Annotated in this window: 25 protein-coding genes; 17 read left to right on the top strand and 8 right to left on the bottom strand. The window is 68.7% G+C overall.

Features of this window, described 5'->3' with window-relative positions; all coding sequences use genetic code 11:
- Positions 1-23 precede the first annotated feature (23 nt).
- Positions 24-1,556, bottom strand: a complete 1,533-nt coding sequence (locus ACN0TP_RS18085) for an FAD-dependent oxidoreductase (protein ID WP_417221318.1) — start codon at positions 1,554-1,556, stop codon at positions 24-26.
- Positions 1,553-2,131 carry a TetR/AcrR family transcriptional regulator gene (locus ACN0TP_RS18080; protein WP_417221317.1) on the bottom strand — a complete coding sequence of 193 codons (579 nt, stop codon included), beginning with the start codon at positions 2,129-2,131 and terminating at the stop codon, positions 1,553-1,555. The genes ACN0TP_RS18085 and ACN0TP_RS18080 overlap by 4 nt, the downstream gene beginning before the upstream one ends.
- 17 nt (positions 2,132-2,148) lie before the next feature.
- Between ACN0TP_RS18080 and ACN0TP_RS18075 the strand changes: the two genes are divergently transcribed.
- Both ACN0TP_RS18075 and ACN0TP_RS18070 read left to right on the top strand, forming a co-directional pair.
- On the top strand, positions 2,149-3,714 hold the full coding sequence (locus ACN0TP_RS18075) for an FAD-binding oxidoreductase (RefSeq protein WP_417221314.1): 1,566 nt from the start codon (positions 2,149-2,151) through the stop codon (positions 3,712-3,714).
- Positions 3,711-4,604 carry a diacylglycerol/lipid kinase family protein gene (locus ACN0TP_RS18070; RefSeq protein ID WP_417221311.1) on the top strand — a complete coding sequence of 298 codons (894 nt, stop codon included), beginning with the start codon at positions 3,711-3,713 and terminating at the stop codon, positions 4,602-4,604. Before ACN0TP_RS18075 ends, ACN0TP_RS18070 begins: the two co-directional genes overlap by 4 nt.
- An 85-nt stretch (positions 4,605-4,689) precedes the next feature.
- Here the strand turns inward: ACN0TP_RS18070 and ACN0TP_RS18065 are convergent, their stop codons facing one another.
- Both ACN0TP_RS18065 and ACN0TP_RS18060 read right to left on the bottom strand, forming a co-directional pair.
- Positions 4,690-6,030 carry an MFS transporter gene (locus ACN0TP_RS18065; RefSeq protein WP_417221309.1) on the bottom strand — a complete coding sequence of 447 codons (1,341 nt, stop codon included), beginning with the start codon at positions 6,028-6,030 and terminating at the stop codon, positions 4,690-4,692.
- A gap of 128 nt (positions 6,031-6,158) precedes the next feature.
- On the bottom strand, positions 6,159-6,659 hold the full coding sequence (locus ACN0TP_RS18060) for a flavin reductase family protein (RefSeq protein ID WP_417221307.1): 501 nt from the start codon (positions 6,657-6,659) through the stop codon (positions 6,159-6,161).
- A gap of 215 nt (positions 6,660-6,874) precedes the next feature.
- Here ACN0TP_RS18060 and ACN0TP_RS18055 point away from each other — a divergent pair, with 215 nt between their 5' ends.
- The 4 genes from ACN0TP_RS18055 to ACN0TP_RS18040 are packed head-to-tail and all read left to right on the top strand — an operon-like array spanning position 6,875 to position 10,454.
- Entirely contained in the window at positions 6,875-7,402 is a 528-nt protein-coding gene (locus ACN0TP_RS18055) for a cupin domain-containing protein (protein WP_417221304.1), read from the top strand.
- On the top strand, positions 7,399-7,878 hold the full coding sequence (locus tag ACN0TP_RS18050) for a nuclear transport factor 2 family protein (RefSeq protein WP_417221301.1): 480 nt from the start codon (positions 7,399-7,401) through the stop codon (positions 7,876-7,878). Before ACN0TP_RS18055 ends, ACN0TP_RS18050 begins: the two co-directional genes overlap by 4 nt.
- Positions 7,875-9,098: a hypothetical protein gene (locus ACN0TP_RS18045; RefSeq protein WP_417221299.1), complete on the top strand. Its 1,224-nt coding sequence runs from the start codon at positions 7,875-7,877 to the stop codon at positions 9,096-9,098. The genes ACN0TP_RS18050 and ACN0TP_RS18045 overlap by 4 nt, the downstream gene beginning before the upstream one ends.
- Positions 9,099-9,128: 30 nt before the next feature.
- Positions 9,129-10,454, top strand: coding sequence for a carboxylesterase family protein (locus tag ACN0TP_RS18040; protein WP_417221296.1), 1,326 nt, complete (start codon positions 9,129-9,131; stop codon positions 10,452-10,454).
- Here the strand turns inward: ACN0TP_RS18040 and ACN0TP_RS18035 are convergent.
- Positions 10,451-11,338, bottom strand: coding sequence for a PaaX family transcriptional regulator C-terminal domain-containing protein (locus ACN0TP_RS18035; RefSeq protein WP_417221294.1), 888 nt, complete (start codon positions 11,336-11,338; stop codon positions 10,451-10,453). The genes ACN0TP_RS18040 and ACN0TP_RS18035 overlap by 4 nt on opposite strands.
- 148 nt (positions 11,339-11,486) lie before the next feature.
- On the opposite strand from ACN0TP_RS18035, the gene ACN0TP_RS18030 reads away from it, so the two are divergent.
- Together ACN0TP_RS18030 and ACN0TP_RS18025 are read left to right on the top strand one after the other, a co-directional pair.
- A complete protein-coding gene (locus ACN0TP_RS18030; RefSeq protein WP_417221291.1) occupies positions 11,487-11,909 on the top strand; it encodes an acyl-CoA thioesterase in 423 nt (140 codons plus the stop codon).
- Entirely contained in the window at positions 11,906-12,799 is an 894-nt protein-coding gene (locus ACN0TP_RS18025) for a PaaX family transcriptional regulator C-terminal domain-containing protein (protein ID WP_417221288.1), read from the top strand. Before ACN0TP_RS18030 ends, ACN0TP_RS18025 begins: the two co-directional genes overlap by 4 nt.
- Positions 12,800-12,900: 101 nt before the next feature.
- On the opposite strand, the gene ACN0TP_RS18020 is transcribed toward ACN0TP_RS18025, so the two are convergent.
- Positions 12,901-13,317, bottom strand: a complete 417-nt coding sequence (locus ACN0TP_RS18020; RefSeq protein WP_417221286.1) for a RidA family protein — start codon at positions 13,315-13,317, stop codon at positions 12,901-12,903.
- Positions 13,318-13,448: 131 nt separating this feature from the next.
- Between ACN0TP_RS18020 and ACN0TP_RS18015 the strand changes: the two genes are divergently transcribed.
- The 6 genes from ACN0TP_RS18015 (at position 13,449) to ACN0TP_RS17990 (ending at position 20,778) form a co-directional block, all read left to right on the top strand.
- Positions 13,449-14,312, top strand: coding sequence for a fumarylacetoacetate hydrolase family protein (locus ACN0TP_RS18015; RefSeq protein ID WP_417221283.1), 864 nt, complete (start codon positions 13,449-13,451; stop codon positions 14,310-14,312).
- Positions 14,313-14,337: 25 nt separating this feature from the next.
- Positions 14,338-14,817 carry a cupin domain-containing protein gene (locus ACN0TP_RS18010; protein ID WP_372698656.1) on the top strand — a complete coding sequence of 160 codons (480 nt, stop codon included), beginning with the start codon at positions 14,338-14,340 and terminating at the stop codon, positions 14,815-14,817.
- A gap of 2 nt (positions 14,818-14,819) precedes the next feature.
- On the top strand, positions 14,820-15,722 hold the full coding sequence (locus tag ACN0TP_RS18005) for an acyl-CoA thioesterase (RefSeq protein ID WP_417221280.1): 903 nt from the start codon (positions 14,820-14,822) through the stop codon (positions 15,720-15,722).
- Between the two features lie 35 nt (positions 15,723-15,757).
- Positions 15,758-17,413 (top strand): AMP-binding protein, encoded by a 1,656-nt coding sequence (locus ACN0TP_RS18000; protein ID WP_417221278.1) that lies wholly within the window; start codon positions 15,758-15,760, stop codon positions 17,411-17,413.
- Between the two features lie 13 nt (positions 17,414-17,426).
- Positions 17,427-19,805 carry a bifunctional salicylyl-CoA 5-hydroxylase/oxidoreductase gene (locus tag ACN0TP_RS17995; protein ID WP_417221276.1) on the top strand — a complete coding sequence of 793 codons (2,379 nt, stop codon included), beginning with the start codon at positions 17,427-17,429 and terminating at the stop codon, positions 19,803-19,805.
- 139 nt (positions 19,806-19,944) lie between these two features.
- The gene (locus tag ACN0TP_RS17990) at positions 19,945-20,778 is read left to right on the top strand and encodes a PaaX family transcriptional regulator C-terminal domain-containing protein (protein ID WP_417221274.1); all 834 of its coding nucleotides are present in this window, start codon (positions 19,945-19,947) and stop codon (positions 20,776-20,778) included.
- Here the strand turns inward: ACN0TP_RS17990 and ACN0TP_RS17985 are convergent.
- Complete coding sequence (locus tag ACN0TP_RS17985; protein ID WP_417221272.1) at positions 20,745-21,488, bottom strand: alpha/beta hydrolase family protein; 744 nt, start codon at positions 21,486-21,488, stop codon at positions 20,745-20,747. The two genes, ACN0TP_RS17990 and ACN0TP_RS17985, sit on opposite strands and share 34 nt — an antisense overlap.
- Positions 21,489-21,498: 10 nt before the next feature.
- Positions 21,499-21,981: a cupin domain-containing protein gene (locus tag ACN0TP_RS17980; RefSeq protein ID WP_417221270.1), complete on the bottom strand. Its 483-nt coding sequence runs from the start codon at positions 21,979-21,981 to the stop codon at positions 21,499-21,501.
- A 212-nt stretch (positions 21,982-22,193) separates the two neighbouring features.
- Between ACN0TP_RS17980 and ACN0TP_RS17975 the strand changes: the two genes are divergently transcribed.
- From ACN0TP_RS17975 to ACN0TP_RS17965, 3 genes are all read left to right on the top strand, one after another.
- A complete protein-coding gene (locus tag ACN0TP_RS17975; RefSeq protein WP_417221268.1) occupies positions 22,194-23,252 on the top strand; it encodes an MBL fold metallo-hydrolase in 1,059 nt (352 codons plus the stop codon).
- Positions 23,249-24,739, top strand: coding sequence for an MFS transporter (locus tag ACN0TP_RS17970; RefSeq protein ID WP_417221267.1), 1,491 nt, complete (start codon positions 23,249-23,251; stop codon positions 24,737-24,739). Before ACN0TP_RS17975 ends, ACN0TP_RS17970 begins: the two co-directional genes overlap by 4 nt.
- 195 nt (positions 24,740-24,934) lie before the next feature.
- Entirely contained in the window at positions 24,935-25,087 is a 153-nt protein-coding gene (locus ACN0TP_RS17965; protein WP_417221264.1) for a hypothetical protein, read from the top strand.
- Positions 25,088-25,168 lie beyond the last annotated feature (81 nt).

The following is a 25,168-nucleotide window of genomic DNA, read 5'->3' as shown; positions in this document are numbered from 1 at the left end:
AGGGTTGGGCCGTTGAGCCGGTGCTACCGCTGGCCTGCGCGGTAGGCGGCCGCCAAGTCCAACGCCCGCTCGGCTGCCGGGCGGGCCAATTCGATGTCCTCGGGGATGAGCGCGATGCGGGTCCTGCGTTCGAGCAGGTCCTCCACGTCCACCGCCCCCTCATGGGTGATGCCGAAGACCAGCTCCGCGAGCGTGGCGGGCAGGTGCGGGGCAATGGGTGCCAGGAGTTCGGCGTCGTGCAGGCCGGTGACGGTCCTGGCGTTCTCCAGCACCAGCTGCGCCTCGGTGCCGAAACGGCGGACGAGCCGTGGGTGGCCCTCGAACCTGGCCAGGGCATCCCGCGAAGCGGCTCCGAGCAACGGCAGGTTCCGCGTCCGGCACTTTCCCGGGGCGAGGTGCGTGGCGTCGACCGCGTCCTGGGCCATGCGCCGGTAGGTGGTCAGCTTGCCGCCGACGACTGTCATGACCCCGGAGGCGGACGTGAGGACCGCATGCTTGCGCGAGAGGTCCGCCGTGGACCCGTCGCTGTCCAGCAACGGGCGCAGGCCGGCGAAGGCACCGACCACGTCGGAACGGCGCAGGGGTTGGTTGAAGGCCGACGAGACGACGTCGAGCAGGTAGCCGATTTCCGCTTCGGTGGGTTGGGGGACGTCGGGGATGTCGCCGTCGACTTCCACGTCGGTGAGCCCGACGTAGATGGTGCCGTCCTGCTGCGGGAGCAGGAACATGAACCGGTTGGTGGTCCCCGGGATCGGCACCGTGATGGCGGTGTTCAGCCGCGGGAGCGTCTCGGCCCGCAGCACCACGTGGGTGCCCCGGCTGGGCTTGAGCCTGACATCGACCAGGTCCGCGGCCCACACGCCGGTGGCGTTGATGACCTTCCGGGCGGTGACCGTGCGGGTGGTCCCGGTGAGCTCGTCGCGCAGCTCGGCGCTGCCACCGTCCACCGAGAGTGCACGGAGTCGGGTCCGCACGTCGGCCCCCTGGGCCACCGCGGTGCGCGCCAGGCCCAGGACCAGGCGGACGTCGTCCTCCAACTGGCCATCCCAGGAGAGCAGTGCGCCACGCAATCCGGCACCGCGCAGGGGCGGTGCCATGGTCAGGGCCTCGGTGCGGGAGACGCGGCGGGGGTGGGGGAGTGTGTCCGCAGCGGTCCGGGCGGCCAGGCGCAGCACGTCACCGGCGATGAACCCCAGGCCGGCCAGTGCGGCCTGCCCGTGGCCGACGCTGGACATCAGGGGCAGCAGCATCGGCAACGCGCGGGTCAGATGCGGGGCGGTGCGCTCCATGAGGATGCCGCGCTCGACTGCGCTTTCGTGGGCCACGCCGAGCTGGCCCTTGGCCAGGTAGCGCAGGCCGCCGTGGACCAGCTTGCTGGAGAATCGCGAGGTCCCGAACGCGACGTCGTGGGCATCGACCGCCAGGACCGAGAGCCCGCGGGAGGCTGCGTCCAGGGCGACGCCCGCGCCGGTGACGCCGAGGCCGACGACGAGGACGTCGAGGTCCGTGGGCAGGTCCTCGAGGCCGTGGCCGATGGCCGTCGGGCGGGTGCTCATGCGCTCAACCCCCGGGTCAGCAGCGCTGCGAACGACGCGGCGAGTGCCTCCTCGTCGATCCCTGCAGGGTCGGTCATGGTCTGGGCCGAGATCGCCAGCCCGTGGGCTGCGAGAACGACGGTGCGGGCCAGCAGGACCGAGTCCCCGGGGCGGATGTTCCCTGCCTGTTGGCCGCCGGAAATCTGCTCGGCGAGGAAGGCCAGGATCGAATCCTGCGAGCGCCCGCGCCGATCCAGCAGGTAGGGCAGCAGCAATTCGGGGTCGACATCCAGGACCCTGCCGAACAGGGGGTTGGCGCGCAAGGCAGCCACGGCGGCGAGGGCGCCGTTGGCGACGTCCGCGGCGGTGGGGGCATCGCCGTCGTGCCCTGTCGGCAGGGTGGACATGATGGCCTGCCATTCCCGGGTCATCAGGTCACCGAGCAGCGACTCCATATCCGGCCAGGTGCGGTAGATGGTCATGCGCGAGACGCCGGCGCGCCGGGCGACGTCGGTGAGCGTGGTGCGCTTCCAGCCGACGTCGAGGAGGGATGCCCGGGCGGCATCCAGATAGGCATTGTGACGAACTGACATCATATGTCACACTGTAACGCATGTCACCAGAAATGCACCCCACCCGCTGGGGCAACCCGTCAGCTGCCACCGGGCTCTCCGCCGAGATGCGCGGATTGATCGACTTCGCGGTCGGCGCCACGCGCGACACCCCCGCGGTCACCGACGCCAGGCTGCCGGTCGGCACCCTGGCCCCGGAGCTCGTCGAGGGGCTGCGCCAGATCCTCGAAGGGGACCACGTAGACGTTGGCGATTCCGCCCGCCGCCTGCACACCCGCGGCAAGTCGACCCCCGACCTGCTCAAGGCCCGGGCGGGGGACCTGGACGATGCCCCGGACGCGGTGCTCCGCCCGGGGAGTGCGGCGGAGGTTGAGGCGCTCATGGCGTATGCCGTTGAGCACCACCTGGCGATCGTCCCCTTCGGCGGCGGCACCTCGGTCACCGGCGGGCTCGCGGTGGCCCGGGAAGGATACGCCGGAGTGGTCGCCGTGGACCTGGGCCGGATGAAGGCCGTGCGCGAGGTGGACACCGAGTCCATGACAGTGGTCCTGGAACCGGGCCTGCGCGGTCCCGAGGCCGAGGCGGAACTGGCAGGGCACGGGCTGACGCTGGGTCACTACCCGCAGTCCTTCGAGTACGCCACCATCGGCGGGTTTGCCGCCACCCGCTCCTCCGGCCAGTCCTCGGCCGGATACGGCCGCTTCGATTCGATGGTGGTCGGCCTCTCGGTCATCACCCCGCAGGGCCCGCTGGAACTGGGGACCGCGCCGGCCAGCGCCGCCGGCCCCGACCTGCGCCAACTGGTCCTGGGCTCCGAAGGGGCGTTCGGCATCATCACTGCAGTGCGCGTGCGGGTGCGGAAACTGCCCGCCGAAAAGGTGTACGAGGCCTGGCGGTTCGAGTCGTTCACCGCCGGGTCCGAGGCCATGCGCCACCTGGCCCAGAACGACCTGCTGCCCACCGTGCTGCGGCTCTCCGATGAGACCGAGACGATGATCAACCTCGCCTCGCAATCCGACGTCGGCGGGGAGGCCGAAGGCGGGTGCGTGATGATCGTCGGCTACGAAGGCGAATCCGTGGCCGGCCGGCGCAAGCAGGTCACCGCCGCGCTGGCCGAACTCGGCGGGACCGCCCTGGGGGAGGAGAGCGGTGCCGCCTGGGCGAAGGGCCGCTTCCACGCCCCCTACCTGCGTGATTCCCTGCTGGATGTCGGCGTGCTGGTCGAGACGCTGGAAACGGCCACCTTCTGGTCCAACCGGGAGAACGTGTACCAGGCGGTGAAGAAGACGCTGAAGTCTGAACTGGGGGAGCGGCGGATCGCGATGTGCCACATCTCCCACGTCTACGAGACCGGCTGCGCGCTCTACTTCACCGTGGCCGTCTCCGAAACCGAGGACCCGCTGGCCCAGTGGGCCGCGGCCAAGGAGAAGACCAGCCAGGCGATCATCGACGCCGGCGGCACCATCACGCACCACCACGCGGTGGGCACCGACCACAAGCCGTGGCTGGCCCAGGAGATCGGACCGGTGGGCGTGTCGATCCTGCGCGCCGTGAAGCGCGAGCTGGATCCCACCGGGGTGCTGAATCCCGGTGTGCTGATCCCGTGAACCGCGCCTACTCCTTCCTGGTGAACCGTTCCTCCGGCGGCGGTTCCGGGGTGGGGGCTGTGATTCCGGTGGCCCGGCTGCTGCGCGAGGCCGGCGCCACCGTGGAGGTCTCCTATTCGCCCGGCCCCCGGGCCACGCTGGAGGCGATCGGGGCAGCCGTGGAACGCGGGGCCGTGGTGGTCTCGGTCGGCGGGGACGGGATGCTCTCCTCCATCGCCGGGGAGGTCTCCCGGCTGGGCGGGACACTGGGGATCCTTCCGGCGGGTCGGGGCAACGACTTCGCCCGGATGATCGGGTTGGGCCACGACCCGGAGGCGATCGCCCGCACGCTGCTGGAGGCCGAACCCGTGGCGACCGACCTGATTTCCGCCACGCTTCCCGACGGCGCCCGACGCTGTGTGGCCGGGTCCGTCTATGCCGGCGTCGACGCGCAGACCGCCGACCTGGTCAACCGCCTCCGCTGGCTGCCGCGGAAACTGCAGTACCCCGCGGCGGCGGTGACCTCGCTGGCCCGGTTCGTGCCGTCGTCGTTCGCCGTGACCGTCGACGGGAGCGAACACCGCTTCGAGGCGGCCTGCGTGGTGGTGGCGAATTCGGGCTATTACGGGTCGGGGATGCACATCGCCCCGTCCGCCGCGGTGGACGACGGCGAACTCGAGGTCGTCGTCATCACGGCGACCGGGCGGCTGGACATGATCCGCGCGTTCCCAAAGGTCTACGACGGTTCCCACATCGGCCTGGACCAGGTCCGGGTCCTGCACGGGAAGTCGATCTCCATCTCCGCCCGGCCCACCGTTTCGCTCGGTGGCGACGGCGAGCCACTGGGGATGCTGGGGGTCGGCCCGCTGCGCATCGAGGTCGATCCGGGGGCCTTGCGGCTGCTGCGTTGACGCACGACGTCGGTGCCGTACCGGGTGCACTCGCGGGATGCGCCCGGTACGGCACCGACTGGGAGGGCCAAGGCCCATCGGCCTCCTAGTCGGCCAATTCCTTACCGCGAGTCTCCGGGGAAATGGCCGCGGCCAGGAGCACGAGGCCGCACAACACGATCAGGTAGACGTCGAAGATGCGTGGCGAACCCGAGGAATAGAGCCAGGCCTGCAGGTACGGGGCCGTGCCGCCGGTCAATGCCGCGGCCACGGAATAGGGGACGCCCATCCCCACGGCCCTGATGCGGGTGGGGAACTGCTCGGGGAAGAACGCCGGCATGATGGCGGTCGGGGCGGAAATCAGCAGCATGCCCACCCCCATGTAGACAGCCAGGCGCCAGATTTCGCCCTGCCCGCCGGTGAAGAGGATCGACAAGGGGATAATCGCCAACATCGAACCGACCGCGAAAAAGATCCAGTTGAAGCGGCGTCCGATGCGGTCCGAGAGCCAACCCCAGAACACCAGGCAGCCGACCAGGAATACATTGGCCGCCACGCTGACCCACATGACGTGGTCGGGGCGCATGCCGAGCTGCGACATGGCGAACGCCGGAGCCATGATGGCCCAGACGTAGTACATGACCGTTCCGCCACCGGCCAGCGCCATGATGCGTAGGCAGGCACGGCGGTGCAGCCAAAGGGCTGGCCATAGGCCCGACCGTGCTGCCTGCGCCTGCGGTGTGGAAGCCTGGGCCGCGTCGCGGGTGAACATGGGAGTCTCGTCAAGCCGGCGCCGCAACCGCAGCGCGTAGATGCCTAGGAGGCCGCCGAGCAGGAAAGGCACGCGCCAACCCCATTGCCCAACGGCATCGGTGCCCAGGGCGCTGGTCAGACCCGCGCCCAGCAGGGAGGCGGCGGTCACGCCGAGCGTCACGAAGACGAACACCGAGGAGGCCCAGATGCCGCGGCGGCGGGCAGGAGCCATTTCGGTGACGTAGGTGAACGAGGATACGACTTCGCCACCGTGCCCGAAGCCCTGCAGCAGCCGACCGGCCAACAGGAAGGCCGCGGCTGCCGGGCCGATGACATCGTAGGTGGGGGAGACGCCGATGAACAGGCTGCCGCCGGCCGTGAGCAGCATCGAGATGGTCATGGCGCGGCGGCGACCTGTGCGGTCGGCGAGCCAGCCGAAAAACAGGCCGCCCAGCGGCCGCATCAAGAACCCTGCGGCGAATACCGCCAGGGTGCCCAACAATGCGGCCAGCGGATCGGATCCCAAGAAGAACTGGCCGGCGAAGTAGGCCGCGAAAATCGAGTAGGCGGTCCAGTCGTACCATTCCAGGGCGTTACCGACGCCGACGCCGGTGATGATCCTGCGCCGTTCGGTACGGGTGATGGGCGGCGGCGCGACGGCAAGTGGCCGTTCGGCGGGTTCGATGCTTGTCATGGCAGTCCTTCGGTCGTTTCATCGGGTGGCTCGTTGCGACGTTTGGTCGCCGTGCACTGCACTTTGTCACAGTGGAGTGACGATAGTCACTAGATCGCTATATTACGATCATGTAACGAACGTCAAGATTAGGCGAGATGCGTGAACCGCGAACCGTGGAAAACCAGGGGGGCGATCTGCTTGTCAACCTGCAGGTCGTGGATTCGGAAGACGATGACGTCATGGTCGCCGGCCTCGTGGGCCGCGTGGATGCTGCAGTCGTACCAGGCGGCGGCGCCACCGAGGCGCACGGCTCCGAGCTCGGTGGTTTCGGCGTCCAGCCCCGTAAACCTGGAGGCCTTGTCGCGCCCCGCCAGCTGGCGGCAGGAGGCCTCGTGGCCCGCGCCGAGGATCGATACGCCGATGCGCTGGGCGGAGGCCAGATCGGGCCAGGTCGAGGACGACTTTTGGATCGAGAACATGGCGAGCGGCGGTTCGAGGGAGACTCCCACGGTGAAGGAGGAGGCGATGACGACGTGGCGCTCTCCGTCGACCTCGGCGGCGATGGCCGCGACCCCGGAGGGGAAGTGGCCGAAGGTTTCACGCAGGAGCTGGCTGTCGATGGAGGGGCGGGTGGCTGTGGCGGTCATAACGATGGTCCTTTCGGGGCGGGTGGGACGCCGTCGCGTCGTGGCAACCAGCATTGCAGAACTCGACTCCGTTGTATAGCAAGATTTTTGCGAACGTTTGATTCTTGACATATGACGCAAGTCACGCTTCACTGGATCCAGCATGACCCGCCGCCGAACCCGGATCCCGCGGGCACCTACTAGCCGCCGTGCCGCCCACAGCAAGGAGCACTCCCATGACGCCAACAGCTTCCCCCTCGACCCGCCGTCTGCAGATCGTGCGCGTTCAGGACCGGGAGAACCTCTGGTTCCTCGGTGACCTGATCCAGCCGATCATCACCACCGAAATGACCGACGGTCGGTTCATGATGGCGCTGACCCATTCCAAGGCCGGGTCGGAGCCGCCCTTGCACGAGCACGATGGAGAGGACGAGATCTTCTACATCCTCACCGGGACGATCGAGTTCTGGTCTGGCGACGGTCACGCCGTCCTCGGTCCCGGCGACTGCATCCTGATGCCCAAGGATGTGCCCCACATTTTCCGCGTCAGCCCAGATGCCGAGGCCACTTGGCTGGTCATGAGCGCACCCGGCGGGTTGGACGACTTCTTCCGCGCGGTGTCAGTTCCCGCCGGCTACCCAGGGCCGCAGCAGGACTGGCAGATGGACGAGGAAACCGAAGCACGTCTCGAGGCTGCGTGTCGACAGTTCGGCATCACGTTGATCGGCCCTCCCGGCACCCTCCCCGGCATGGCTGACCTGTGATTGTCCGTCCGTCGCCGGCCGTCGTGGTCAGTGCTTATTGGGCCGCCCGCGAACGGGGAGACGAGACGGCAGCCCGAGAACTGCTAGCCGAGGACCTGGAATGGACGGTTGTCGGACGCCACGCTGCAGTCGTCGGCACCTACCGTGGGCCCGACCAGTTTTTCAACCAGCTCGTCGCTGGCAACGCGGCTGTTTTCCAGCCCGGAACCGCACAGAGCCGGATCCTCGGCATTTTCGAGGACGCGCAGCAGAACACCGTGGTGACGCATACACGCAAGACGGCCCGCACGCGCACCGGCCTTCACTTCGACAACGAAATCGTCACCATTATGACCATCGCCCACGGCAGGATCCGGATCTGCCGCGAGTTCATGGACCTGGCCGAAGTCAACAGGACATTCGGCGCCAACCCCCCACTCGACCCGACGGCCACCGGTTCGCCGGCTGCGCCCGTTCCCGAAAGGAAAACCACATGACCGAGATCCTGACTCACGACAACCGCCAGCACGTCACCGGCGCCCCCACAGAGGAGGAGACGGACCGTATCGTCGAACGGATCCACGCCATCGGTCCCCTGCTGCGCGAGAACGCCGTGATCGCCGACCGGGACCGCGTCCTGCCCCAGGCCAGCGTCGAGGCGCTTGAAGAGGCCGGGGCACTGCGTATTGCCTGCTTAAAGCGTTACGGCGGGCATGAAGGCGGCGCCTCCATGCTGCTACGGGTCGCCCGGACAGTGGGCTACTACGACCCAGCCGCCGCCTGGTGCACCGTCATTTCCAACGGATCAGTGATGCTGGCCAACCGTTTCGACGACCAGTTGCTGGACGAGGTGTTCGCCGGAGGTCCCGTCCGCATGGCCTCGATCTTCGCCAGCCCCCAAGGCACCGCCGTACCGGAAAACGGAGGATGGAGGGTTACGGGCAAGTGGCCCTTTGCCTCGAACAGCTCCCATTCCGAATGGGCCATCGGCATCCTCTTCATCCACGACGAACACGGAGCCGAACGGGGCATCGGGTTCGCCATGATGCGCCGGGGCGAGTATTCGGTAGAGGACACGTGGTACACGATCGGGATGCGCGGATCCGGTTCGAACACCATGGCCACCGAGGACCTGTGGCTTCCGCCCAACCGAGTCATTACCTTCGACCAACTAATGGGCATGGGCCCCGAGACGGACCCGGAGGCGACATTCGGCAAGCGTCTAACGCCCCATCTGACCATGTCCACCACGATCCAGGCAGCATCCATGGGGGCGGCCACGGCGGCCCGCGATTTCGTGGCCGGCGTATCCGGCAAGCGCGGCATCACCTACACCCACTACAAACGGCAGAACGAGTCAGGTGCCTTCGTGCAGGGCCTGGGGGCCGCGAGCACCAAGATCGAGGGCGCACAGCTGCTGCTGGAGCGCTCGGCTGCCAGCATCGATGCCGCCGCCTCCGGCTGCCAACCGATTCCGTTGGAGGAACGCGCACGTCACCGCGGCGGCATCGGCCATGCGGGCCACGAACTCGTCGACGCCGTGAACGAGCTATGTTGGCTGCACGGCACCGCGTCCTTCGGCGAAACCAGCCTGCTGGGGCGCATGTGGCGGGATGTCAACACGGGTACCCGGCACGCTTCGATCACCGCGCCGATGGGCTATGAGTTGCATGGCAACGCGCTCACGGGCACCGAGTACATCTCCAACAAACTCTAGGAGATAGCCGTGGAACTTCGACTGGGCAACATGCCTTCGGCCAGACAGGTCCTCGATGGTGCCGCCGTCCATGCCTGGTACGGCCTGCGCTTCGCCACCGCCCGGCGCTTTGGCCTGCCCGAATCCGCGGAGGGCAGGCTGGGCGCCCGTCGCTTGGTCGAGGTTCCCATCTTCCCCCAGCGGCCCAGCCGGCTCTCGATCGCCATGGGGCAAGGAGAGGTGAACCCGCAATCCGAGGACGCGTTCTTCGCCAACGTCTGGGCTCCCGAGTCGGCCGACGGCCTCCCGGTCATCCTGTTCCTACATGGCGGGGCCTGGATGACCGGAGGAGGGTCGATGCCATGGTACGACGGCGGGATGCTGGCTGCCCGTGGCGCGGTCGTGGTCACCGTGAACTACCGGTTGGGCCCGTTCGGGCACCTCGGGGCGTCCGCCGACCATGAATTTCCCCTGCCCGTCGCGGATCTGCTCCTGGCGCTGGACTGGACCGTGACCAACATCGCCGGCTATGGCGGTGACCCGCAGAGGATCACCGTTGCAGGGCAATCCGCCGGTGCGTGGTATGGCCACCTGCTCTCCCTCCTGCCGGACGCCCGCGGCAAGATCCACCGCCTCGCCCTGCTGAGCATGGGGACCAGGAAACCCTGGAGCCGACAGACCCGGTCCCGGGTCACGGCCTCCGCGGGCCGGATGGTCGAACCCGACAACCTCGGTACGGCACCGGTGGACGCCGTTCTCGGGGCCGGCCTACGGGCGTTACCCCCTCCGGACCCCAATCTCGGGATGGCCCCGGCGGCCTACCTCCCCATGGCAAGCACAGGCCTGCCATCGGCATTCCTCGACCCGGTAGGCGCCTCCACGGACACCTCGGTAGAAGCCACCTACTTGCGGTTCACGGCCCAGGAATCCGCCATCTTCTTCGTCGGCTCCACCCGGCACCTTGAGGCCACGCAGGACCAGGTCGACGAGGCGCTTGGTCCATGGGACCCAGCGGATCTGCCGGCGGTGCTCAAACGGCGGGGGAATTACGCCGGCAGTTCCTCAGGCCTCAGCCCCTACCGGCAGCTGGTTGCCGCGTCTTCGTGGCGGCAATTCCAGCGATTCCCCGCCGAATTTGCAGAAGCCTTGCGTGCGGACGGTGCCAAGGCGCACCTCGACGTCTTCGAGGAACAAAGCCAACAGCCGGGCCTGCTGGCCGCCCACTGCTTCGACCTGCCGTTCCAGTTCGGCAACCGTTCGGCATGGCAGGACGCCCCGATGCTGGCGGGGTACGACGACGAGAAGTTTACTGAGGTCTCCGGGCAGCTGGTCCGGGACTTGGTTCACTTCGCCGCGGGTGCCGGCCCTTACGCCTAGGTCTTGCCCCGGGGATCGTCCGTCAGGACCTGAAGGGCATGCCGTTTGGCGAGCGGGGCTAGTACACGGTTGAGTTCGCTGAACACCCGACGGGCTGTCGTGCCGATCCAGTTGTCGGGCAGCAGCTCAGGGGGAAGCCCCGGGTCCTGGTACGGCAGTCGACGCCACTGGGTAATCATCGGAACGTAGGTCCGGAAGGCCGCACCCAGCACCGCCGGGGTGGGTGCCGACCTGCCGGGCAGCCGGTCCAGCTCGGGAGAATAGGTCGTCAGGAACTCGCCATAGAGACGCTCCAGCTCGTCCAAGTCCCACCACCGCGCCACCTTGTCCCGCAGATCCGAACCTCCGGCCGGCGACGAGACGAAGAACTCGATGTAATCAGATAGACCGTGTTTGTCCATGTATTCTTCGGCTTCGGCCTGCAGCCGGATCGGTGCAATGCTCAGACCCGATGCCACCGTGCCGAATCCAAGGCGGGCGAGGCCGGCCCGGATTTTGTGGCGGTTGCTGCGCTCCGACTCCGGGACGGAATAGGACGCCAGGAGCCACGGGTCACCAACGCTGGCGGTACGTGGTGCCAGAATGCGCTCGTCGCCGATCCTCATGTGGTCCTCGAGCTCCGGCGCCATCGCATAGGCATTGGCACCATGGATCTTGCCGCTGACGAGCACGCCCCTCTTCTTCAGCCTGGAGATCGACGAGCGGACGCTGGCCCCCTCGTATCCCAACTCCGTGAGCAGGCGAACCACGCCGGAGACAGGGAGGAAACGGCCGCAGGGGCGGCCGTAGAGGCCAAAGACCGTCACGACAAACCGATGGTGTGCTTGTTGACCGTGGCCGCCGGCCTCACGGCCTGCAATGATTTCGTCGAGGGCAATGGTCACCACAGCACCCTACCAAGCCCGGAGCGTTGCGGCTGCTGCGCTGACGTCGGCGACCTGTCACCGGGCATCGAGCAATTGTTACCGGGATCAGGATCCCGATAGATTGGGTGGGGGCCGTCGTCGGCCCCGGAGACCCGAAGGAGCACCCATGGCGCAGGACCGCGGACCGTCCACCTCCCTGGACCGGACGGTGGAGTGGGTCGACACCGATGCCGCGGGACACCAGCACAACTCGGCCATCCTGCGCTGGATGGAAGCCGCCGAGGCCCAGCTGATGCGCGAACTGGGACTGGTCGACTACTTCCCGCTGAGCCCGCGCGTGCAGCAGGTGGTGAACTTCCGAAACCGCCTGTGGTTCGGGCAACGGATCACGGCCACGGTGTGGATCGGACGCGTCGGCAACGCCTCCCTGGTCCTCGGCTTCGAGATCACCGGCCACCCGTGCGACCGCTCCGCCGGCGGGCTGGCGGCCGACGGAACCGTCACCACCGTCCACGTCCCGCTCGGCGCCGAGGCGTCGGCGCCCTGGCCCGCGGCCATGCGTTCGCGGTTGGCGGGGGAGCGGCCATGACCACCGGGACCGTGGCGGATGCGACCGCCGGGGCCGGTATCCCAGCACCGGTAGTGCGGCACCAGCAACTGATCGTCACGCTGTTCGGCCTGTACTGCCGCGAACCCGGCACCGCCCTGCCGGTGGCGTCACTGGTGGCCCTGCTCGGCGACCTGGGCTACGACGCACCGGGAGTGCGCTCCGCCGTCTCACGGCTCAAGGCCAAGGGCGTGTTGCGCAGCACGCGCAGCAACGGGGTGGCCGCCTATGAACTCTCCGAGTCGCTGCAAACGGTCTTCGCCGAGGGGGACCAGCGGATTTTCGCCGAACGACGGGACGACGGCGACAGGGCCTGGCTGCTCGCCCTCTTCTCCGTGCCCGAGGCCCAACGCCACCTGCGCCACCGCCTGCGCAGCGTGCTGTCAGGCCTGGGTTTCGGCACGGTATCCGCGGGCGTCTGGATCGCGTCCTCCGGCGTCGCGGACCGTGCCCGCGAACGCCTGGCGGCCCAGGGGCTGGACCATTTCGTGGAGTTCTTCCGCGGCGACTACCTCTTCGACGGGGACGTCCGCGCCAAGGTCGCCACCTGGTGGGACCTGGAGGCCATCGACGAACTGATCGGCGACTTCCTGAACATCTACGCCGACGCCGACCAGGCCTGGCAACGGCGGCTCGGCACACAGGCGACGGATGCTGCTGCGGCCGACGACGAGACCTGCCGTGATGCCTTCCGCTACTACATCCCACTGCTGACCCTGTGGCGCCAACTGCCCTACCGGGACCCGGACCTGCCGTTGGAGTACCTGCCGGCGGGCTGGCGTGAACCCGCGGCCCGGCGGGCCTTCACCGGAGCCCATCGGCTGATCGCACCGCTGGCCGAGCGCCACGCCCGGCAGGTCATCGACGGGTGAACCGTCCGGGTGGGGGCGCCATCGACGACGCCGGATCGGGCGCGCCCCCTGGGGTGGCCGGCGGCCACAGCTGACAGACGACGGCGGGCGCCGGCGCAGCGTCAGGCCGCTGGGATGACCGCGACACCCTGGATCTCGATGAGGGCCTCCTTTTGCCACAGCCGCGAGACGCCGATGCCGGCCATGGCCGGGTAGCCGGTGCCGGCCATCTCCCGCCAGATGCGCCCGATCTCCCGGCCGTTGGCCATGTAGTCGTCCACGTCCGTGAGGTAGATGGTCACGCTGACCAGGTTCTCCGGGCGCCCACCGGCCTCCTGGAGCGTGGTGAGCACGTTGGAGAAGGCCTGCCGGAACTGCTCGACGATGCCGCCCGGAACGATGTTCATGTCCTGGTCCAGTGCGGTCTGCCCGCCGAGGTACACGGTGTTGCCGGCCAGTATCCCGTGGGCATATCCCGAGGGCTTGGGCAGCGAAGCGGGGTTGATGGTCTGGTGGGCATTGGCGCTCTGGGTGGTCATGTCCCCTCCTGGGTGATGGGTGGAAAAAATTCGAATGTGGCCTATTGCACATTCCTACATGCGTGCTAAATTGATCATATGTTGCGACCGTAAAAAAGTCGACATATCAATTTCAAGCAAAGGACCACCCGATGAAGCTGGCCACCGTGCGCACCGCAACGGGAACCGCAGCAGCCGTCGAGACAGCCGGCGGCTACCTCCCCCTGGACGCACCGGACGTCGGCGCGCTGCTCGCAGGAACCGATTGGCGGGCGGCCGTGGACGCGGCGCTCGCCGGCGGCCCGGCCGGGGCCATCCCCGCCGAGACAGCCGAACTGGCCGCCGTGGTGCCACGGCCCGCCAAGGTCATCTGCTGCGGCCTGAACTATGCGGACCACATCCTGGAAATGGGCCGCGAACTGCCCGAGTACCCCACGCTGTTCGCCAAGTTCGCCGATTCGCTCACCGGCCCGGCCGACGCAATCACCGTCCACGGCAGCGACCAAGTCGACTGGGAAGCGGAGCTCGCCGTCGTCGTCGGCAGCGAACTCTCCCGCGCCGACGAAACCGAAGCCGCCGCGGCCATTGCCGGATACACCGTGGCCAACGACGTCTCGATGCGCGACTGGCAGCACCGGACCCTGCAGTGGTTGCAGGGCAAGGCCTTCGACGCCAGCACGCCCCTGGGCCCGGCGCTGGTCACCGCCGACGAATTCGACGAGGACCCCTCCTTTACCCTGCGCGGCTACGTCAACGGCGAACTGGTCCAAACGGGGGATACCGCCACGCTGGTCTTCGGTCCGGCACGGCTGCTGTCCTACATCTCGGGATTCACGACCCTGCGCCCCGGCGACGTCGTCCTGACCGGCACCCCCGGCGGTGTCGGGTCCGGCATGAAACCACCGCGCTTCCTCGCCGACGGCGACGTCCTGGCCACCGAAATCGACGGACTGGGCCGACTGGAGAACACCGTCAGCCTGGTCCCCGCGAACGCCACAGCAACCACCCACGCCTGACCCCGAACCAGCAAGGAGAACCACGATGAGCACCAGCACCGACTACATCCTCGAAGGCGACAACAGCCAGTACGCCTCCGCCAACGGCCAGGTCGTCCCGGTCGTCACCCGCAGCGGCGAGGAGGACACCAACACCGCCCAGTCCGGGGACTGCGTCCGCGTTTCGGGCGTATCCATCCAGCACACCCCGGCCACCAAGATCTGGTTCGGACAGGTCTCCAACGTCCCCGGCTACCGCTCGCTGCCGCACCACCATGCCGAGGCCGAAACCGGAGGCTATGTGCTGCGCGGCCACGGCCGCATCTACTTCGGCGAGGGCTACTCCGAGTACCTGGACATGAAGGCCGGCGACTGGGTCTTCGTCCCGCCCTTCATGCCGCACGTCGAGGCCAACATGTCGGTGACCGAGGAACTCGTCTGGCTCACCGCACGCACCCCCGAGAACCTGGTGGTCAACCTCGAGGACGTCCCCGACGAGACCCTCGCCGACTACCGGAGGGCCTAGGCATGGACGCCGCCACCGACACCCGGATCCACGCCCCCGACACCGCAGCGACCTTCCTGCGCTCGGTCGAACTGACGCCCGTCGACGGCCCGGCCGACGCCTCCTTCGAGGCCACGACGCAATACGTCCCCTGGCCCAAGGCCTACGGCGGGGACATGACGGCCCAGGCCACCGCAGCCCTGCAGGCAACCGTCGACTCAGACCGTACGCTGCACTCGATGCACAGCTACTTCATGCGGCCCGTCGACATCGGCGCACCGGTTCGCTACGACGTCGAGATCCTGCGCGACGGACGCGGCTACTCCACCCGCAGCGTCCGTGGGATCCAAAACGGCAAGACGGTGTTCACCGCCCAGGGTTCCTTCCACGTCCGCGAAGAAGGCCCGGACTTCCAGCACCAGGCTCCAGCCGCCGTCGACCCCGACACCCTGCGCACCGCCGCGCAGGTGCTGGACGGGGCCCACGGCCCGGCAGCCGACTACTGGGCGCACGGCCGCAGCTTCGACATGCGCCACGTCCCCGGCCCGGTATACCTGGCCACCGAGGGCGGAACCGTTGCCAGCCAGGCGGTGTGGGTGCGCGCCTTCACCGCCCTGTCCGACGTCGACGACGCGAAGGCGACGGCGGATCTGCACCGCACCGCGCTGGCCTATGTCTGCGACTACACGATCCTCGAGACCCTGTTGCGGGTGCGCGGACTGCACTGGTCCAGCCCGAACCTGGCGACCGCCAGCCTGGACCACTCCATGTGGTTCCACCGCGACGGGCGCGCCGACGAGTGGATCCTCTACGCCCAGGACGCCGTGTCTGTGCAGGACAACCGCGGGTTGGCCTTCGGCCGGTTCTTCGACCGATCCGGCCGGCACCTGGCCACCGTCGCCCAAGAAGGCATGATCCGCGGCTAGACCGCACCCACCACCCTCACGCGAAAGGAACGGCCATGCCGCTCACCGAATCGGCCCACGTGGATACCTACACGCGCGACCACCTGCCTCCCGCCGACCAATGGCCCACCCTGGAGTTCACGCTTCCCGAGTTGCAGTACCCCCAGAAGCTCAACGCCGCGGCGGCGCTCATCGACGAGCCGACCGCGCGGTACGGAGCCGACCGGCCCGCCCTGCGCACCCCCGATGGCCAGGTCTGGACCTACGGGCAGCTGCTGGAGCGGTCCAACCAGGTCGCCCGCGTGCTCACCGAGGACCACGGGATCGTCCCGGGCAACCGCGTGCTGCTGCGCGGACCCAACAACCCGTGGATCGTCGCCGCCTGGCTCGGCGTGCTGAAGGCCGGAGCCGTGGCCGTGACCACCATGCCGCTGCTGCGCTCCCCGGAGGTCGCCTCGCTGATCCGGCTCACCCGCCCCACCGTGGCGATCACCGACCACCGCTTCGCCGAGGAGATGAACACCGCAGCGAACGAATCGGGACTGCCCGTCATCACCTACGGCGCGGCATCCGACGATGACCTGATGGCCGCCTGCGCGGCCAAACCCGGGACGTTCGAGAACGTCCAGACCGCGGCGGACGACGTCGCCCTGCTCGGCCCCACCTCGGGGACCACCGGCACCCCGAAGGTCACCATGCACTTCCACCGCGACATCCTGGCCAATGCCGACACCTTCGCCCGGCACCTGCTTGAGCCCACGCCGGACGACGTCTTCGCCGGATCCCCGCCCCTGGCCTTCACCTTCGGGCTCGGCGGCCTGGTGGTCTTCCCGCTCTACTTCGGAGCCTCGGCATTGCTCACCGAGCGGGCAGCACCGGTCGAGCTGGCCGAACGCGCCGCCGAGGCCGGGGCCACCGTGCTGTTCACCGCACCCACCGCCTACCGCGCCATCCTCAAGGCAGGGCGGGCCGACCTGCTCGCCCGGCTGCGCCTGGGCGTCTCCGCCGGCGAACACCTCTCCCAGCAGACCTGGGAAGCCGTCGAGGAGGCCTCCGGACTGCGGCTGATCGACGGGATCGGTGCCACCGAGATGCTCCACGTGTTCATCTCCGCTGCAGGCGATGACATCCACCCCGGGGCCGTCGGCGTCCCCGTGCCGGGATACCGCGCCACCATCCTCGATGCCGACGGCAACGAGGCACCGGACGGGGAAGCGGGACGCCTTGGCGTCATCGGGCCCACCGGCTGCCGCTACCTGGATGACCCGCGCCAGGCAAACTATGTCTGCAACGGCTGGAACGTCACCGGCGACACCTTCCTGCGCGACGCCGACGGCTACTTCATCTACCAGGCCCGCTCGGACAACATGATCGTCTCCTCCGGCTACAACATCGGAGCCCCCGAGGTCGAGGCGGCCATCGACCAGCACGAGGACGTGCTGGAAAACGCCGTCGTGGCCCGGCCCGATGAGGAGCGCGGCTCAGTGGTCTGCGCCTTCATCGTCCTGCGCGAGGGCGTCACCGGCGACGCCGCCAAACGCAAGGAAATCCAGGACTTCGTCAAGGCGACCATCGCGCCCTACAAATACCCGCGCGATGTCCGCTTCGTTGACGAGCTGCCGCGCAACCCCAGCGGCAAACTCCAGCACTTCCGGCTGCGCGAGAAGCTGCAGGCCGACCCCACGGAACTTGCCGGCGCGAGCCGGGCCTAGAAAGGACAGCACCATGAAAATCGCCATCGTTGGTGGAGGCCCCGGAGGGCTGTACTTCGCCGCACTCATGAAACAGCTGGATGCGTCCCACGACATCACCCTCTTCGAACGCAACGCAGCGACGGACACCTTCGGCTTCGGCGTCGTGTTCTCCGATGAGACCCTCGGCGGGATCGGCAACGCGGATCCCGTGGTGGCCGACTACATGTCGCGGCGCTTCGCCCGCTGGGCGGACATCGACATCCACTACCGCGGCGAACAGCTGACCGTCGGCGGACAGGGCTTCGCGGCGATGAGCCGCAAGGAGCTGCTGCAACTGCTCCAGCACCGCGCCGTCGAACTCGGCGTCGATGTCCGCTTCTCCACCCTGGCACCGGACGTTGCAGAACTCGAGGCCACCCATGACCTGGTCCTGGCAGCGGACGGGGTCAATTCGCAGATCCGTGCCCGCTACGCCGAGGACTTCGGACCCACGCTGGATGTGCGGCGCAACAAGTACATGTGGCTGGGCACCGACCAGGTGTTCGAGGCGTTCAAGTTCTTCATCAAGGACACCGAGCACGGCACCATGCAGATCCACGGCTACCCGTTCTCCGAATCCGGTTCCACGTTCATCGTCGAGATGCACGAGGACGTCTGGCACGCCGCCGGTTTCGACGCCACCGCCGACACCCCGCTGGGCCCGGGCGTCTCCGATGAATTCGCGGTGGAGAAGGTCCGCTCGATCTTCGCCGACGAGCTCGCCGGACACGAGGTGCTGGCCAACAACTCCAAGTGGCTGAACTTCACCACCGTGCGCAACCGCAACTGGCACCGCGGCAACGTGGTCCTGCTCGGCGACGCAGCCCACACCGCCCACTTCTCCATCGGGTCCGGCACCAAACTGGCCATGGAGGACGCCCTCGCGCTGGCCGCCTGCCTGCACGAGCACCCCGGCATCCCCGAGGCGCTGGAGGCCTACGAGTCCGAGCGGCGCCCCGTCGTCGAATCCACCCAGCGTGCCGCGCAGGCCTCGCTGGAATGGTTCGAGTCCATTGGCCAGTACCGCGGACAGGATCCCGTCCAGTTCGCCTTCAACCTGCTCACCCGCTCCCGGCGGATCACGCAGGAGAACCTGCGGATGCGCGACCCGGAGTTCGCCCACCGTGTCGAGGAGCACTTCGCCGCCAGCCAGGGCCTGGAGCAGGTGGCCCCGGCGATGTTCCAACCGCACGCCATCGGCGAACTGGAGTTGAAGAACCGCATCGTGGTCTCGCCCATGGACATGTACTCCGCCGTGGAGGGCGTGCCCACCGACTTCCACCTGGTCCACCTCGGCTCCAAGGCGCTCGGCGGTGCCGGCCTGGTCATGACCGAGATGGTCTGCGTCTCGCCCGAGGGCCGGATCACCCCGGGCTGCTCCGGCCTGTACACCGACGAACACACCCGGGCCTGGTCGCGGGTCTCCGAGTTCGTCCATTCACGCTCCGGCGCCAAGCTCGGCGTCCAGCTGGGCCACTCCGGCCGCAAGGGCTCCACCCGGCTGATGTGGGAGGGGATCGACCAGCCGCTGGCCGACGGCAACTGGGAGACCCTCGCTCCCAGCGCGCTGCCCTACAGCCCGGAGAACACGGCGCCGCGGGAGATCGACAGGGCCGGCATGGAGGCGGTCATCGCCGACTTCGTCGCGGCCACCCGCCGAGCCGAGGAGGCCGGCTTCGACCTGCTGGAGGTCCACGCGGCCCACGGCTACCTGCTCTCGGGCTTCCTCTCCCCGGTGTCCAACCGGCGCACCGACGAATACGGTGGCTCCCTGGAAAACCGGCTGCGCTTCCCGTTGGAGGTCTTCGACGCGGTCCGTGCCGCCTGGCCCGCGGGCAAGCCGGTGACCGTGCGCATCTCCGCCACCGACTGGATCGACGGCGGCAACACCGCAGACGACGCAGTGGAGATCGCCCGGGCCTTCATCGCCCACGGCGCCGCGGGCATCGACGTGTCCACCGGCCAGATCGACTCGGAGGAGAAGCCGGCGTTCGGGCGCAGCTACCAGACCCCGTTCGCCGACCGGATCCGCCAGGAGGTGGCCGCCCCCGCCGGGGCCACCGTCATCGCCGTCGGCGCCATCTCCTCCTACGACGACGCCAACTCGATCCTGCTGGCCGGCCGCGCCGACCTGATCGCCCTGGGCCGCACCCACCTGTACGACCCGCAGTGGACGTTGCACGCCGCGGCCGAACAGGACTACCGCGGTGACGGCGCCGAGTGGGTCGACCAGTTCCGGGCCGGCCGGCGCAAGCCGCCGAGCGCCCGCACCGACGCGGTCCGTCCGCGCCTGTCGCTGCTGCGCGAACCGGAGCCGACCGAGGACCCGCACCTGCGCTGGCAGCCGAAGGCCACCGTCGGCGCACGGTAGCAACCACACCTGCACGACGGCGGTGCACACCACCGCCTGGCCCGAGGCCCGCACCCCTTCCGGGGTGCGGGCCTCGGGCCATGCCGGGGTTACGATGGGTGGGTTTGAGCCAGCCGAAGCCACAGAGGGGAACCGCCCGGTGTCCAAACCGCTCCTCCAGGAGCTCATTCTCACGCTCTATGGCCTGTACGCGCCGGACGGACTGCTGCCCGTCGCCGGACTGGTGGGGTTGCTGGCCGATCTGGACGTTGACGAGGGCGCCGCACGGTCCACGATTTCCCGGCTGAAGTCCAAGAACGTGCTGGAGCGGGCCGACGGTGCCGGTCCGGTCCGCTACAGCGTGTCGCCGGCAGTGCTCGATCGCTTCCAGGCCGGCGACGAGCGTATCTTCACCCCGCAACGCTCCGAGCCCGGGGACCCCTGGGCGCTCGTCGTCTTCTCGGTGCCCGAGGCCGAACGCAAAAGGCGCTATGAGCTGCGCAGCGAGCTGACCAGCCTGGGGTTCGGGTTCATGGCCAGCGGAGTGGCGATCGCGCCGGCCACGGTGCTGGACCAGGCGCTGGAGCGGCTCGCGGCCCGGGGGCTGAGCCGGTACCTGGAGCATTTCACGGGCCACTATGGTGACGCGGCGACCTTGCGCGAACGCATCGGACAGTGGTGGGACCTGGGCGGTCTCGACGCCCAATACGCGGACTTCATCGACGACTATGGGCCGTGCCTGCAGCAGTGGTCCACGCGCGGGAAGGCAGCGCCGCAACTGGATGGTCCGGGACGCCGGGAGGCCTTTGCGCTCTACGTTCCGTTGCTGACCCGGTGGCGGAGGTTCCCCTACCGGGACCCGAACATTCCCCTGGAACTGCTGCCGGTCGGTTGGCGGGCACCGCAGGCCAAGATGCTCTTCCTCCAATTGCACGGCCTGCTCGCCGCGCCGGCCCTCGATCATGCCGAAGCGGTGCTCGCCCCGTCGTCGTGAGGCGGACCGGCGGCGAGGCCGTCCAGCCACCCCATTACGTTCGCCCAGTGGCCGCGCGTCGGGTCGATCACCTCGAGGTGCCCGAGCCGATCGGGGAGCAGTGCTGTCACCGCAACGTCCGCGTCCCATGCGGCGACCAGGTAGTCCAGCGTGTGCCTCACGGGAACCCGGGTATCGTCGGCGCCGTGGACCACCAGGGTCGGGCGGCCTGCCTGGAGGCGGGCGATGGGGGAGGCGCCGGCATAGCGGACGGGATCCTGGGTGGGGGTGGTGCCGAAATACTCCTGCGCTGCCCCGTCTCCCAGATGTTCGGCGTGCGTCCGGGCGGCATCGGTGACCGGCGCCAGGGCCACGACCGCGTGCACGGGATCCCCGGCCAGCAGGGCCAGCTCGCCGCCGACCGAATGCCCCACGGCCACCAGCGGACCGTCAGGTACCTGCGCGGACAGCAGGCGGCAGGCGGAGCGGACATCGTCGAGGGGGACCGGCCACACCGCGTCGGGGCCGCGGCGGTATTCAACGTTCGCCACGTTCCAGCCGGCGTCCAGCAGCGGCTGGATCAGCGGCTCCATCAGGGCCAGGGTGTGGGCCTGGCGCCAGTATCCACCGTGGACCAGCACGGCGGTTCCCCGCGCGCCAGCGGCTGCCCGGACCAGGCGCAGGTGCTGGTCCGGGTGCCGGCCATAGGGCAGGACGTCGGTGTTTTGCATGGGGCCGAGCCTACGCCCCGGGAACACTGCCTTCGGGGAGGAAGTCCACGCCCAGCAAGGCCGAGCGGCGCACCACCTCGGCCGGGTCCGTGAGGTTGTGCAGCTGGTCGAACAGTTCACTGAGCTGTCCCGCGGGGCTGACCCAGAACAGGGCCTTCGCGGCGTCGTCCTGCTTGTTGTAGTACGCATGCGGCAGGCCCATGGGCATGCGCACGGTGTCGCCGGGGCCGGCGGTGGTCCACTCGCCGTCCAGGTAGAGCGTGTAGCTGCCCTCGAGGACCAGGATGTGTTCGTGCTGGGTGGGGTGGATATGCGGCGGCACTCCGGTTCCGCTGGGATCGAGTGACATCCAGGCGAAGCTGGAGGCGCTTTCGACCTTGGCCAGATAGGTGTGGCCCAGCACGTTCCACGTCTTGTTGCCGAAGGCCTCGCCGGCCAGCGTGATGCCCGCGGGCAGGTCACCGACGATGATTTCTTCCTGTTGGACGTCCATGATGTGTTCCCTTCGTCGAGGGCGGCCATCCGCCGCCGCTGTTGCCACACAGCATGACAGGAAGAAAACAAACATGCAATAGGTCTTGCGATCGTCAAAATCGATCCATATTATGGGCGTCACACCCGGCGTCGTGCTTCGTTCCGTCGGTGCGGCCGCCGCGACCGGGGAGGCGACTGCGAACCCCATCCAATCTGCTGAAGGGCCATTCCATGAGCGACAACCAGCACCAGGGCATGAGTGTTCATGCGTTGGGAACCGGAGGGGGCCCGATCGTCTCGGGCACCCGCGCCGGAACGAGCACTGCCATCCGGGTCGACGGCGCCACCTACGTCATCGACTGCGGCATGGGCAGCATCCGCAACTACCGTTCGTCCTGTGCCTGGGGCGAGCTGCGCGGGATCTTCCTGACCCACCACCATTCCGACCATGTCTACGATCTGGGGTCGTTCCTGGTCACCGGCTGGCAGGTGCCGGGGGAGAGCTTCTCCCGGCGCATCCCCGTCCACGGGCCGGGCAGGCCGCAACGCATTCCGGCGGAGGACGAGGCCCACGCCCGTGAGGTCGACGCCCGGACCGCGGGCCGCACCATGGCGGGGACGAAGGACATGGTCGACGCGCTGCTGGACCAGGTGTTCGCCTCCGACATCGCCATCCGGATGGCCGACGAGGGCCGCGACGACCCCCACGAGTGGGTCAGCGGCCACAACATCGAGATCCCCTCCGCCGCCGGCGCCGACCCCGTCCGGGCCCGCCACCCGCGGATGGAGCCCTTCGAGGTCTACCGTGACGAACTGGTCACCGTCAGTGCCATCCTGGTGGACCATCGCCTGTGCTTCCCGGCCTTCGCCTTCCGCCTCGACAGCGCCTACGGCTCCGTCGTGGTCTCCGGCGACACCGCCCCCTCGGAGAACCTGGTCCTCTTGGCCCAGGGCGCGGACCTGCTGCTGCACGAGGTCATGGACCTCGACGCCATCCTGGCGACCCTGCCGGAGGGGCCCGCCCGGGCCGGCATCGAAGTCCACCTGCGTGAATCCCACACGCCCTACGACCAGGTGGGCCAGCTGGCCCGGGACGCGGAAGTGGGGCGGCTGGTCCTGCACCACATCGTGCCGAACACCCCCGGCTCCGCGGATACCGGACGCATGGCTGCCGTCGCGGCGGCCGACTTCGGTGGATCCGTGGTGGTGGCCGAGGACAACGACTGCTTCACGGTCGGTGGTCCGGTCCCGGTCGCAGGACGCGACCTGGCGGGGGTGGTGGGGGCATGAGCGCACCGTCCACGCACCAGAAGACGCCCGAGCCGCTGCCCTCCTACACGCTGAGGGCGGCGGTCGCGAACCGCAGGATGAACCGCCGGGCGTGGATCATCACCTCGCTGCTGGTGGTCTTCCAGATCATCAACTTCGCCGACAAGGCGGTCCTGGGCCTCGTGGCCGAACCGGCCATGCGCGAACTGCACCTGACCGCCGGGCAATTTGGTTTCATCGGCAGTGCCTTCTTCTTCCTGTTCGCCATCGCCGCCGTCGGCGTCGGGTTCCTGGCCGGCAAGGTCCCCACCCGGTGGATCCTGCTCGTCGCCGGCCTCAGTTGGGCGATCCTGCAGTTCCCGATGCTCTTCGGTGGCGGTGCGGCCATCCTGTTGGTCACCCGCATCCTGCTCGGCGGGGCCGAGGGGCCGGCCACGCCCATCACCCTGCAACACGTCCACGGATGGTTCCCGGCCAAGGAACGGGGGTTGCCCAGCAGCATGGTGGCCATCGGCTCGACGCTGGGGCCCATCATCGCCGCGCCGATCCTCGCCTGGGTCATCGCCCATCCCGACCTGGGCTGGCGGTGGGCCTTCGGCGTGCTGGGCATCGTGGGGCTCCTGTGGTCCGTCGCCTGGTTCTTCGTGGGGCGCGATGGCCCCTATAGCCATTCGGCCACCCGGCCCGGCGGCGAATTCGCCGTCGACACCGAACCGGCTCCCGCGCTCGACGCGGCGGCTCCGGCGCCGGCCCCCGCGACACGTCCGGAAAACGGCACCGACAGCGTGGCCGACGATTCCGACCTGCTGGGTTTGGTGCCGATCCGGCGCATCCTGGGCAGCCGGATGTTCATCGTCGCCGTCCTCGCCGGGGCCGGCTGCTTCTGGGCCCAGGGCTTCCTGACCACATGGTCGCCGAAATACCTTTCAGCCGTCGTCGAGCTCTCCCCGGAGGCGATCGGGCTGGTCTCCACGTTCCCGTGGGTCATCGGCGCGCTCGCCCTGCTGGTGTTGGGCTATGCCTCCCGCTTCCTGATGCGCCGTGGCGTGACAGTACGTTGGGCGCTCGCGGCCCTGTTCGGGGCCACCCTGCTGGTCTCCGGGCTCTGCTTCCTGGTGCTGCCCCGCGTTGAGGGCACGGCAGCGGTCGCCGTCCTGACCATGGGTGCCGGACTCGCGATGATCTACCCGCTGGCACCCACCGCCATCGCCTTCAGCGTCTGTTCGCGGCAACGGGCAGCCGTGATGGCCACCCTGACCGCCTTCGCTTCCATCGGCGGGGTCATCGCCCCCTCCATGGTCGGGCTGCTGATGGACGGAGCCGGGTATGTACCTACTCCGAAGGGCCAACCCGTGCCGGCCGCGATGGTGGACGCCCTGACCGGCGGCATGAACCAGGCTTTCTGGATGATTGGCTTGTACCTGCTGGTCGTCGGCCTCGCCAGCGTGCTGATGCTGAACCCTGACCGCACGGCACGCCGGCTGCAGCGCTTCACCTACCACGACTGACCAGTGGGCGCACACCCCCGGGTGGGCATCGTGATGACGGTGCCCACCCGGGGGTGTGCCCAACGGCACCACGACGCGGCGGGTCACCTACCGGCGCGTAACCCCGGGCGGGCAGTACCGTGGAATAAGGCAGAACATGTTGATTAACCCTGCCGGATTCGACGACACGACCACTGCTGGGGAGGACTTCGCGCCATGTTGTTCACGATCATCGCCAACGTCATCGGGCTCGGGCTGGTCGGCGCCCTGGTGGCCGCCGTCCTCAAGAAGGACCGTGCCGGCCGCGACGACGCGCTGCCGGCCGACGGCCACGACAACCAGGAAACGATGGCGGGGCGCGGCGCCTGACGCCGCTAGGTGCGTGGGTCAATAATGCTGAGCCCGAACTTTAAAACGCCGACGCAATAGCAAGGGTCCATAGGGTGCGGC

Source organism: Arthrobacter sp. (assembly GCF_048266065.1).
GTDB lineage: Bacteria > Actinomycetota > Actinomycetes > Actinomycetales > Micrococcaceae > Arthrobacter_H.
The sequence above is the reverse complement of the archived record's forward strand: the minus strand, read 5'-3'. Positions and strand labels throughout refer to the sequence as shown.